This window comes from Cytobacillus sp. Hz8 (assembly GCF_042263505.1).
Lineage (GTDB): Bacteria > Bacillota > Bacilli > Bacillales > Cytobacillaceae > Bacillus_BE.
In genome coordinates this window covers 24,058-36,353 of record NZ_JBHKFI010000005.1, presented here as the reverse complement: position 1 = coordinate 36,353, position 12,296 = coordinate 24,058, and the positions used below count along the sequence as shown (strand labels likewise).

Here is a 12,296-nt window from a genome sequence, read left to right as displayed (position 1 = left end):
ATATAATTGAAAATCCTTATTAATAAGTTTTAATTGATTTTTCTGAAACTAACGTCGCAATTCTTTCAGCATCATTTCGATTCAGCTCACTAAATAATGGCAAACATAAAACTTTTTTTGAAACCTCTTCCGCTATTGGACATGAGAATCTTTTCTTTATATATGGCAATTGATTTAAGGATGGTTTAAAATATCTCCTTGCCAAAATCTGATGGTTCTCAAGATTTTCCTTCACCTTCAATAAAACTTCCTCTGAATCAAAGATGATTGGATAGTAGCAATAATTATATGTAACTTCACTTCCAATATAAGGTCTTTTATATCGATCCTTAAGGAACATATCGTATATTTCCGTGATAACTTTTCTTCTTTGAATAATATCCTCAACGTATTTTAAATTACATAACCCCATGGCCGCATGAAACTCTGAATTTTTCGCATTTATGCCGACATAATCATAATCTTCCCCTTCTATACCAAAATTCCTGATTCGATTGATTATTTGATCCCCTATCTCTCCTCCATTATTGATAACTGCACCACCTTCCACTGTGTGAAAAAGCTTGGTTGCATGAAAACTTAAAGTAGAAATATCTCCATAATTTAATAGCGATTTACCTTTGTATTTCACACCAAATGCATGTGCAGCATCATATATAACTTTTAAATGATGTTTTTTGGCGATTGCATCAATTTTTTCAACTTCACATGGAATTCCATATACATGAGTTGCTAAAATAGCCGAAGTGTCCTCTGTAATTGCGTCTTCAATTTTTTGAGGATCGATACAAAGCGTCTCAGGATCGATATCGACAAACACCGGCTCACAATTTTCCCATAAAATTGAAGTAACTGTGGCAATGAATGAAAAAGGTGTTGTAATTATTTGTTTCTTTATCTGGAGAGCTTTAATCGCCAATTGTAGAGCAATCGTTCCATTACTGACAAAGAAAAGGGAGCGAACTTGTAAATAATCCTGAAGCTTCTGTTCTAACTCCTGTACAAATGGTCCATGATTTGTTAACCATTTTTCATTCCATATTTTTGAAATGAGTCTTTGATATTCATCTATCTGAGGAAGAAATGGCTGCGTAACTGGTATCATCGATATACCTCCCATGGACTAAATTATATAAATATGTCCCATAATCATTTTTGTAATGAATCGCTTGCGACAAGACATCTTCCGAAGAAATCCAATGATTTCGCAGACTAATTTCTTCTAAGCAAGCAATCTTATAGCCTTGACGTCTTTCAATGGTTTCAACAAATTGACCCGCCTCTAAAAAGCTCGTAAATGTACCAGTATCTAACCAGGCAAAACCACGGCCAAGAATCCCTACTTTCAATTTCTTTCTTCTTAAATATTCTTGATTAATATCTGTAATTTCTAATTCTCCCCGACCCGATGGCTTTACCCGTTTCGCAATCTCTATGACCTCATTATCATAAAAATATAAACCTGTCACAGCATATGGTGACTTCGGTTGAGTGGGTTTTTCTTCAATGGAAAGTGCATTAAATTCTTCATCAATTTCAACAACACCAAATCGATGAGGATCCTTCACTTGATATCCAAAAACTACCGCTCCATCTTTTATACCTGCTGCTTTTTCCAACAATGGCCGAAAGCCTGCACCATAAAAAATATTGTCTCCTAAAACAAGACAAACTGTATTATCACCGATAAATTCCTCACCAATAATAAAAGCATCCGCTAAACCACGCGGATGCTCCTGAATTGCATATTGAAGTTGAATTCCCCATCTCTCTCCCATACCAAGTAAATCTCTAAATAGCGGAACATCTTTGGGTGTCGAAATGATTAAAATATCTCTTATCCCTGCTAGCATAAGAACAGATAATGGATAATAAATCATAGGCTTATCATAAATTGGTAATAATTGTTTTGATATGGCTTGAGTAATTGGATACAGTCTTGTTCCGCTGCCGCCTGCCAAAATAATGCCCTTCATAAAGTGACCACCTACAACTATAAATTTTAATACTTATTAAAATTACCCTAAAAAAAGAAATCATATAATTTGTGATTTCTGTATTAAATTAATCTTCCCTTAAATCTTTGACCATAAGATACGTGGTAGGATTCATATCGCGTTCAACTTTCATATTAAATTTGGCTGCTAATTTTTTAGAGATATAATTATTTTTAGCAATGTGAGATTTAAGGTAATCAAAATTCATTTCTCTTGCAAACTCGATATTAAATTCTGATATTAAGCTGCCGATGTTTTTCCCTTGATAAGACGGTAGTATCCCAATTGCATTGATAAAACAAATTTTATTAATAGAATCATTGGCATAAAGGGAAATAAGACCTATATCATTTTCATTCTCAATTATTACAAAATTTAAGGCATTATTTATTAATTTTATAGAATAAGTGACTAAGTCTATTCCTGCCTGTTGTGGTGTAAGAAAAACTGAGTCGATTTTTTCAAATATTGCTACTAAGCGATTTAAACTTGTATTACTTTGGTCAAGTAAAATAAAATCTAACCCTTTTTCATTTAATATATTTTGATATTTTTGAATGATCTTAGACTCTACAACCATGTACAATCTCCCTCTGTATTTATATTTACTTTACATGAATCAATTTCATAATTCCTTACTTTAAAGAAACACAGAAAAGCAGAATTTTGCTCTATTCATAAAAAAAAAATTATGCAGCTTGTTTTTGACTATTTAATGCAGCATTAATGCAATCAGCAGCTAATTTCGAAGCATTATAAACTAAGGTCACCAGGTCAAAATGAACTTTGTCGCGTTTTCCTGTCCGATAACGTACATTGTCTAATTGGAAGTATAGCTTAAGATAAGCATTCACTCGTTCCACGGCGGTACGACCTTTAAAGATGTTTTTCCAAGCTTTCGAACCAGTCTCTGAGTTTGTTGTGGTAACTACTCATTTCGAAATTATGGGGAGGTACTCCTTTTTTTAATATTTGAAAGCATTGTGTCTGTAAGGCTCAGATTTTTGAAATTGATTCAGTTACAAAATCAATTTACTCTTTAGATATGACATCTTCGAATATACATTTGGAAAAAAACATCTCATGAACGTTTTTATTTTCCCTTCTATGCTCATTTCATAAAATATTTCACTATACTTCTTCTCTCTTATTATTTTCCAATCCCCCCTTACCAGAAATATTTGAAATTCAAATATCATTTTTACACGATCAATTTCATCTTTATATTTATTTTCTGAATAGTCATTGAAGTTATTGTATAAATTAATAAATCCGTTATAATGTTCAATTTTTTTCTCAATGGTATTATTTTCCTTTTCCCAATTTGTTGTGGCTGACCCTTCAACACCGAATCTGTAGGCACACATTTTTTCATCAATGTAATATGCATATCCATGACTGGACGCAATTAGCTTTATCACATTGTCTCCTACAACTGATTTAAAACTCCAGTTGGGTGGATTTTCTAAAATTCTCTTAGGATATAAATATGAAGCTGTAGGAATATAACCAAGCAATGCTAATTCTCCAGCAGAATATTTTATATCCATTTTATAGTAGAACTCCTCATTATTTTTCATCCATGGGATAACAGAGCTACGGGTTTGATTTTTATTTGCATCAACAACTTTCCCATTATGAAAACAAAACGTACACTCCGGATGGCTTTCCATATAGTCCACTTGTTTCTGTAATTTAAATTGATCAATCCAGTAATCATCACCTTCACAAATTGCGATATATTTACCCCTTGAATTTTGGTGCAACCTTAAAAAATTCTCTATTGCACCTACATTATGTTCCGAAGTAATTACCCTAATTTTCCCAGGGTATTGATTGGCATATTTTTCAACAATTGTTCTTGTATTATCAGTACTGCAATCTTCGCCAATGAGGATTTCAAAGTCAAAATTTGTTTTCTGCATTAAAAAGCCTTCTATCGCATCCCTAATGAAGTTTTCATGATTATAAGTTGCACAGTTAATGCTAACTAATGGATTCATAGAATTCCCCTTTTTTATAAATATTGCCTTCTTCAATTATGACCTTATATATATCTAGTAGTCTTTTATGGTTTTGTTCTTTATCATGAGTCATCTTTGCTTTTTGTCTTGCCTTTTCAGAAAATTTCAGGGCAATTTCTTCGTTTCTAAAGATTTCGCATATATAATAAGCCAACATGTATGGTGCATCTGATTGATATAAATATCCCTCATTTTTGTGTGTCAATAAGTCTGATATACCTCCTACGTTTGATGCAACAATAGGTAAACCTAGCATCATTGCTTCACCAAGAGAGTTTGGACTGTTCTCGATTGTAGAAGGGCATACAAAAACATGGGATTTTAAGTACTGGTCACACATCTTTCTCTCATCCATAACTCCAGTGAAAATAATATGATTTTGTAGATTATTCTTTTTTATTTGCGCCTTGATATATTTACCATATGCCGATAGCCTTGCTTTGTCCTTAAGAGTTTTTGCTATTGTGATATCAGTTCCACCTACATAAAGTTTAGATTCTGGAAATTCACTAACTATCATAGACATTGCTTCAACCATATAATGGAAACCTTTTATTGGATAGGAGCCTTGACTTAAAAAAATGGAATACTTTTCACATTCATTGATATTCCAATAATGGTTATAAAATGTATTTCTTAATGTTTCATTACAATGATAATATTTTGCGACTTGATTGAAAATTGATGTACATGCCCTATCCCATGTGGTTCGCCCAATCACATGATTCACATTTCGAATTGCTTCAATTTCATATTTACCTCTTTTAAAAAACTTTTTTTGCTGCATTTTGATATTATCCAATCTAAGTAGATCTCTTAATGTAAAATGATTTTGTATTTTTTCTGGAATTCCATTCATGTAATGTTTAGCGATAAATGTTACTAAACCTTGAAGTGAAATGACGACATTTATATTTTTAGTGTTACATATATCAACAATTACTGATGTATGATAAAATTCAGTCCCAAAAATATGAACAATATCAGGTTTAGTATGTTCTATTATCTTAATTAAATGATGCTTATTCTGAATTATATTTTTAGTAGTTAAATATGGAAAAGGATAATATCTAATTTTTTCACCCTTTATCATCTGGACTTCTTCAAATCCATTTCTAGGAAATGCTATACTCATTTTTAGATTTTGATCATTTTGTAATCCTGCAGCAGCATTTATTAACCAGCCTCCAAATGGAACAGGCTCATCATTCATTAACTTGCTTGCTTCAGGTAATGGAACATTCGTAATCCACAAGATATTCATTTATGTATTCCTTTCTTCTCCATTTTTTAAGAAAGCATTGGATAAATAAGGTAGTGCAGGAATGACGGTAAATAAAACAAATCCAATCTGGTATACATACAAAAATGGATTGATAAAACCAAAGATAACAAATAAGATCTGGGCTGTTAAAATAAAGGAAGTATATGGATGATTAGCATAAAATTTTAATTGTTTTCTAAAAAGAAAAAAGATCGCTGCAAATAACGGGAGCGATCCAAACAATCCATAATATGCCAATAAATCAAGCCAACCAGAATGTCCACCAACTTTTGCATTGAAGGAATCCCCAAAAGGTCCATAAATACCGAATAGGGGATTATGAAAGAATGTATCTAATGACTCCAGGTACAATTGCCCCCTACCATTTGTTTGTGAGCCAAATGAATCTGTCACAAAGCCTTTTGCCAGATCCATAAATTTTGAGTTAATAACACCATTTTCCTTAAAAAGATTAGCTACATCGATTAATAAATAGCCAATCATTTCTTTTGGGATAAGAAGAATCATAATGATTGCAAATAATATACAGAAGATGAGGCTTTTCTTCCCTCTGATAAAAAATACCAATAAAGTCCCGATAAATAAAAAAAGTAAAGAAGTTGCATAGGAAGCAGAAATCAACATCATCGTGATAATAATATAGGCAAAAAGTGCAAGGAACCGATAAAACAAACGAATCTTGGAATCCCTTGTGATAATAAAATAAAGTAATGCGATATTAACAAATACCGCACTATAAACAAACCCAAAGCCACCAATTCCTAGTGACACATAAGTTTGCATAAGTGGGTCACTTCCCGTTGCTAGTACACGTGCCGCAAGCGGATATTGTCTTAGTCCCAAGTATGATTGTACGGAAGCGATAATAAAAAATAAAATTGTAAACAAAGCAATATTTCGTAATGCCCTTCCGTTTTGTTTAAAGAACATGTAATAGTGATTAACAAATATTCCTACAAAAAATAAGGAAAAACAAATCAAAGCATAAATAGGATTTAAGTTTCCAAAATAAAATTTCCCCGTAAAAATATAGGGCAAAAATGAAAGAAACCAAATCACAATAAAAACTAAATCGAATGATAATCGCTTAAATACCCATTTCATATCTGTCGTGAAGAACCAAGCAGCCAGTACAAATATGAGTGGTAAGAGGCCTAACCGATAGTTCATAAAGGGCCATGCAAACCATAGACATATGAAAACGGCCACCCAATTATTGAAGTAATTAAGATAATACATTTCCTTCTTATTATCCTTTAATGTGTATGGATGGAGCAATTTCCAATCAACGTTCATTTTTTTCTCATAGATCATTAATATTCCTCACTCATCATAAAAATCAAGAATGGACAATCATTATCCCAAAAGCGATGCCATGAATTTTTTAGCCATCTCAATATTGCTCTTCTCCCTTAAAACAAATTTCTTCGCATTTTCACCAATTTGAAATAAATTACTTTGATCTTGCAGTAGTACTTCCTCTAAAGTTTGAGCGATTCCCACTTCATCTTCATTTTCAAACAGATAAAGATAATCAAAATACTCCGACTTCATGCCTGGCAGTTTTGTAGTTAAAACTGGTGTGCCAGAGACCATATATTCCATATTTTTTGATGGAAATGAGTATTTTGTGAATTCCTCCTCAGTCGGACGTGGATTAACGAGAAGGGTAGCCTTCATTTCCTCCTTCACCACTTCTTCGTTCGGTACAACTCCGAAGTAGCGGATACGTTGATCTTTTTTTTCATAATGTTCCATTTCTTCTTCCAGCTCACCAGATCCATATATCCAAAGCCTTGCCTCCCTAATGTTCGTTTTCATAAATGATTCGATCAGCTTTTTAACACCATATTTCTCAAATAATGCCCCTGCATAGATAATTATCTTCTCTTCATATTTATCTTCGACTTTATTTGGAACATCCTTCATGCCGGCATCTACCATTCCTTCTATGATGATAAATGGCTTATTTTTAGGATTTACTCGTTCATTCATTTGCTCTGTCAACAAAACATAACCGTCATATCTGTGCAGAAAAAAATAGCTAATTTTGATATAAAAGTAAGTAATCCATCTTTTTATTCCTGATTTCTTTTTTTCATCATCATTGTGCATAAGCCCTGGTAGATCTGTAATAATTGCTATGCTTTGGACACTAAATAACTTTGATGCAAGCAAAGCCGAAATAGATGTAGTCGCGTTTAAAACATCACAAATAAGGACTTTTGGTTCATTTCTTTTTTTATGGCTCCAGAAAAGGACAGTCATAAATCCAATCAAAAAAATAAGTACATGACGGAGTATTGGAAAATTAAGTATGGGCAAATAATCGTAATCAACTTCTTCTTGATGTTCGTGCTCTCTTTGTATCCACATTTTGTTCATGCTTTTTCGATTAATCGGCAGCACAGTCATGGCATACACAGAATTTTTTAGAGACGCTAATCCCTTAATAAATAAATGATGAAATTTTTGCGCCTGCTGCTGTGGTTTAAGCTTACTTTCACAATATATTTGAGAAAATTTCCTTGTCGAGCATACAGTTGAAACGTAAAAAATATTCATCCTTACCTTCCTTTAAACATAAGTTTTTTTCATTATGAAAATCGTGTCATTCTAAGATCTTTCTTGCAAAAATCAAGCACCTGATTCATAAATACTTTATTATCTTCTTGCACTTTTTCAAAAAAAGCATTGAGGCCTCTTTCATATTCTTCTTCATTAAAATGCACGATGTAGGTTTCTAATTTTTCCTCCAATTCCTCCAATGAGTGCACCACTAATCCAAGATGAAATTCCTGAACAATTTCCGAAAGGTAGCTACCATCAAGTGAAATCACTGGTTTTTTATAAAGGGCAGCAAGGTAAAGACGATTTGGTAGCAATAATTGTTCATTAATAGCAACACTTGTTTGTATGAGATTAATAAAATGACTATTCACGTACAACGATTTCTCTTCATTTTTTGTGAATCTCCCTGTAAGCAGAACATTATTAATCTGTTCCTTTTCAAAGAAAGCCTTTAAATCTTGATTTATAGCTCCTTCCCCATGAAATGCTAGCTCATACTTTGGATGATCCCTTAACGTCTCGATAAATAAAATGCTTGAATTAAGGTCCCTTAAAGCACCAATGTAGGAAATTCGCAGCTTATTTTTGAAAGTAACTTTTCGTTCCTTGAATGAAGGAAAGCTGTCTAGATTAATATTATGATTTAAGATATATTTCTTCTCATTCGGTAGGAAATCTTTAAACCTCGGTGATGAAAGGACCGTAAATGCCGAATGCTTGATTAATTTTTTCATATGAAAATAAGTAATGATTTTATTGTGATCTCGAACATCCAGCACATAATTTTCTTTAAAATTTTTTAATAAAAAGCTTTGTAAAAAAAAACCTAGCTGCAAACTAAAAACAAGCACTTTATCGATGTGCTCGTTCTTCATTTTTCGAATGATAAATGCTTTAAATTGATAGTAATCATACATATTTCTCTGATGCCCAATTTTTTTATCACGATAGGTGAAATCAGTTTCTTCTTTCTCCATTTGAAATCGATCCCAATTGATAATAATAAAGGGAATCTGGTAGCTTTTTAATATATTAATATAATTACTAACATAGGGCATGAATAGCATATTAGACGGACAAAGCAAGGCAAGTTTCATACAGAAGTCCTTTCATTAAGAGTTAAGACTATTAGACAAAGTGATCCCTTTTCCTCCAGATTTGCTGATTCACAATTCCTGTGAAGCTCTGGATAATCTTCACAACCTTTACAGATACATTTTCATCTACATAATCATTGGCAAGACTTATTCTTTCATGCCGTTCTCGCATTGCGTTACTTAATTCAACAGCCTGCAACATTTCCTTTTCTGAAATACCTCCGATAATAACAGTGCCTTTATCCAACACTTCTGGTCGTTCTGTCGACGTCCGAATCAGCACACCTGGAAAGCCAAGTATCGCTGATTCCTCCGAAAGTGTGCCACTATCAGAAAGAACGGCAAAAGCATTTAACTGCAAATGGTTATAATCAAAAAATCCAAATGGCTTCAGCTGGCGAACCAATGGATGAAAAACAAATCCGCGTTCTTCAATCTTTTTCCAACTTCGTGGATGAGTAGAGTAGATGACTGGAAGCTGGTATGTTTCAGCCATTTGATTAATGGCGTTCATTAAGGAGTGAAAATTTTCTTTGTTATCAATATTTTCTTCGCGATGGGCAGAAACAAGAAAATATTTTCTAGGGTTTAAGGTTAACTCTTTTAAAACTGTACTGCTTTGAATCCGTTCCATATTTTTACCCAAGACTTCTTTCATTGGAGAACCTGTTACAAATATATGTTCCTTCTGAATTCCCTCCGATATTAAATATCGCCGGCTATGTTCCGTATAAGGAAGATTAATATCCGAAACATGATCGACTATTTTTCTATTTATCTCTTCCGGAACATTGAGATCAAAGCAGCGATTTCCAGCTTCCATATGAAAAATTGGAATTTTTAATCGTTTAGCTGCAATCGCACTTAAACAGCTATTGGTATCCCCTAAAATTAATAAGGCGTCTGGGTTTTCATGCTTTAAAATTTTATAAGAAGCAGCGATGATATTTCCCATCGTTTCCCCAAGATTCTCCCCGACAACGCCGAGAAAATGATCCGGTTGTCGGATTTCAAGCTCTTCAAAAAAGATATCATTCAACCGGAAATCCCAGTTCTGCCCTGTGTGTACTAATATATGATTAAAGTATTGATCACAAGCCTTGATGACCTCAGATAAGCGAATAATCTCCGGCCGTGTGCCAACGATGGTCATGACCTTCATTTTTCCCACGATTCCTAAACCTCCACAAAATAAGTATCTGGTTTTTCTGGATTAAAGATTTCACAAGCCCAGAACAAAGTGATGACATCTTCTTTCCCGGTGTTTTCAATGGAATGAGTATAGCCAACGGGGATGTCGACGACTTCAGGTATTTCCCCATTCACCTTGTACTCTATTACATGATCACAATCAATTTTTCGAAACCGAATTGTTGCTTCTCCCTGAATAACCAGAAATTTCTCGACCTTCGTGTGGTGCCAATGGTTGCCTCTCGTCACACCGGGTTTTGTTTTGGAGATAAAAATTTGCCCCATGCTCTGCGACTTAATAAATTCTGCCAACCAGCCGCGTTGATCGACATTTTTCTCTAATTTATATGAAAAATTATTTTCCTCTAAATAAGACAAATACGTGCTATACAATGCGCGATCTAATTTATTCTCCAAAGAAGGCATGACTAAGGATTCCCGATTCTTTTTAAATAAGTAAAGCTTATCGGCTAATTCCCCAAGGGTTACTTGATAGCTTTCAGGTACGAGACAATAATCGCCTTCTCTAGTTTCATGTCCTTCCAATGCATGCATAAATTCTTCCAATACGTCATCGATATAGCAGAGAGTTAGCTCCGTACCTCTATGATGAATCTCAATTTCTTGGTTTCTTGCTATTTGATAGCAAAAGGTTGCCACAACGCTGTTATAATTTGGCTTGCACCATTTTCCAAATAAGTTGGGTAATTGATATACGAATACTTTCGCACCCCTCCCCTTTTGATGGAAAAATAATAATTTTTCACAAGCTCTTTTACTTCGTCCATAGGAATTATCTTGATTCGCTTGGATGGAGGATGTAAATAAAATCGGAGCCTTATTCTCGTGCATGCGCAGCAATTCCAATAATTGAAACGTAAAACCATAATTTCCATGGTTAAATTCGGATTCCTCTTTCGGACGATTCACTCCTGCTAAATGAAAAACAAAATCGCATTCTTTTGTATATTGACTTAATAAAGGGAAGGGGGTATCCTTAAACACTTCAAAAATAGTTGTATATCCTTTATTTTTCAATTCTGCAATCAAATTTTTACCAACAAATCCTCCTGCACCTGTTACGAGTATTTTCATAATGTCGTCACCTTCATCGCCATAAGCTCTTTTTGAATATAATCTAATTCCATTAATTTCTCCTTAATCTCATCAATCGTTAAAATTTGAGTATTATGCGAGTTATACTCTTCCGTCGATAATTTCTTGTCGCCTTTTTCAAAATACTTATCATAATTTAAATCTCTGTTATCTGCAGGGACTCGAAAAAAACCTCCTAAATCTTCTGCAACTAAGTATTCTTCCCGAGTGAGCAACGTTTCATATAATTTTTCCCCATGGCGTGTACCAATTGTTTGAATATCATTCGTTGCATTAAATAACTCCAAAAGAGCTTGTGCTAAATCACCAATGTAACAAGATGGCGCCTTTTGCACCATAATATCTCCTGCTTCAGCATGCTGAAACGCAAAAATGACAAGTTCCACTGCCTCTTCAAGGCTCATGAGGAATCTTGTCATCTTTGGATCTGTAATGGTTATCGGCATGCCTTTTTTAATTTGTTCGACAAACAGTGGAATAACGGAACCTCGTGATGCCATCACATTTCCATACCGCGTTCCACAAATTAGTGTATGTTCCTGTGGGATGGTTTTCGATTTCGCCACAAAAACTTTTTCCATCATGGCCTTTGAGATCCCCATGGCGTTGATGGGGTAAGCGGCTTTATCGGTTGATAAACAAATCACCTTATTGACACCGTAGGAAATGGCTGCTGTTAAAACATTATCGGTTCCAAAAATATTCGTTTTAACTGCTTCCAGTGGAAAAAACTCACAAGAGGGTACTTGCTTAAGCGCCGCCGCATGAAAAATATAATCCACTCCATGCATAGCATTTTTAACACTGGCTAAATCTCGGACATCGCCAATATAAAACTTTAGCTTTTCATGTTTATATTTTTTCCGCATATCATCCTGCTTTTTTTCATCACGTGAAAAGATTCGAATTTCTTTTACTTCTGTATGAAGGAATCTTTCCATCACAGCGTTCCCAAATGATCCTGTTCCTCCCGTTATTAATAAGGTTTTATCCTTAAACAAGTTCTAACATCCCC

11 protein-coding genes and 1 pseudogene are annotated in these 12,296 nt (G+C 34.0%); all 12 read right to left on the bottom strand.

Translation table 11 applies throughout. The features are described from left to right. Positions 1 to 19 precede the first annotated feature (19 nt). A complete protein-coding gene (locus tag ACE38V_RS08545; RefSeq protein ID WP_375840799.1) occupies positions 20 to 1,105 on the bottom strand; it encodes a DegT/DnrJ/EryC1/StrS family aminotransferase in 1,086 nt (361 codons plus the stop codon). After that, a complete protein-coding gene (gene rfbA / locus ACE38V_RS08540; protein ID WP_375840798.1) occupies positions 1,065 to 1,976 on the bottom strand; it encodes a glucose-1-phosphate thymidylyltransferase RfbA in 912 nt (303 codons plus the stop codon). The genes ACE38V_RS08545 and rfbA overlap by 41 nt, the downstream gene beginning before the upstream one ends. A gap of 88 nt (positions 1,977 to 2,064) precedes the next feature. Next, the gene (locus ACE38V_RS08535) at positions 2,065 to 2,577 is read right to left on the bottom strand and encodes a GNAT family N-acetyltransferase (RefSeq protein ID WP_375840797.1); all 513 of its coding nucleotides are present in this window, start codon (positions 2,575 to 2,577) and stop codon (positions 2,065 to 2,067) included. 109 nt (positions 2,578 to 2,686) lie between these two features. Next, positions 2,687 to 2,902 (bottom strand): annotated as a pseudogene (locus ACE38V_RS08530) (IS5/IS1182 family transposase); the annotation flags it as partial. Between the two features lie 114 nt (positions 2,903 to 3,016). Further along, positions 3,017 to 4,000 (bottom strand): glycosyltransferase, encoded by a 984-nt coding sequence (locus ACE38V_RS08525; RefSeq protein ID WP_375840796.1) that lies wholly within the window; start codon positions 3,998 to 4,000, stop codon positions 3,017 to 3,019. After that, entirely contained in the window at positions 3,984 to 5,285 is a 1,302-nt protein-coding gene (locus ACE38V_RS08520; RefSeq protein WP_375840795.1) for a glycosyltransferase, read from the bottom strand. Before ACE38V_RS08520 ends, ACE38V_RS08525 begins: the two co-directional genes overlap by 17 nt. Further along, on the bottom strand, positions 5,286 to 6,620 hold the full coding sequence (locus tag ACE38V_RS08515) for a hypothetical protein (RefSeq protein ID WP_375840794.1): 1,335 nt from the start codon (positions 6,618 to 6,620) through the stop codon (positions 5,286 to 5,288). A 42-nt stretch (positions 6,621 to 6,662) separates the two neighbouring features. Next, complete coding sequence (locus tag ACE38V_RS08510) at positions 6,663 to 7,871, bottom strand: glycosyltransferase (protein ID WP_375840793.1); 1,209 nt, start codon at positions 7,869 to 7,871, stop codon at positions 6,663 to 6,665. A gap of 32 nt (positions 7,872 to 7,903) precedes the next feature. Continuing rightward, entirely contained in the window at positions 7,904 to 8,854 is a 951-nt protein-coding gene (locus ACE38V_RS08505) for a glycosyltransferase family protein (RefSeq protein ID WP_375840792.1), read from the bottom strand. Positions 8,855 to 9,005: 151 nt separating this feature from the next. After that, positions 9,006 to 10,145 carry a non-hydrolyzing UDP-N-acetylglucosamine 2-epimerase gene (gene wecB / locus ACE38V_RS08500; RefSeq protein ID WP_375840791.1) on the bottom strand — a complete coding sequence of 380 codons (1,140 nt, stop codon included), beginning with the start codon at positions 10,143 to 10,145 and terminating at the stop codon, positions 9,006 to 9,008. Between the two features lie 5 nt (positions 10,146 to 10,150). Further along, entirely contained in the window at positions 10,151 to 11,260 is a 1,110-nt protein-coding gene (locus tag ACE38V_RS08495; protein WP_375840790.1) for a polysaccharide biosynthesis C-terminal domain-containing protein, read from the bottom strand. Beyond that, a complete protein-coding gene (locus ACE38V_RS08490) occupies positions 11,257 to 12,282 on the bottom strand; it encodes a polysaccharide biosynthesis protein (protein ID WP_375840789.1) in 1,026 nt (341 codons plus the stop codon). The genes ACE38V_RS08495 and ACE38V_RS08490 overlap by 4 nt, the downstream gene beginning before the upstream one ends. Between the last annotated feature and the right edge of the window lie 14 nt (positions 12,283 to 12,296).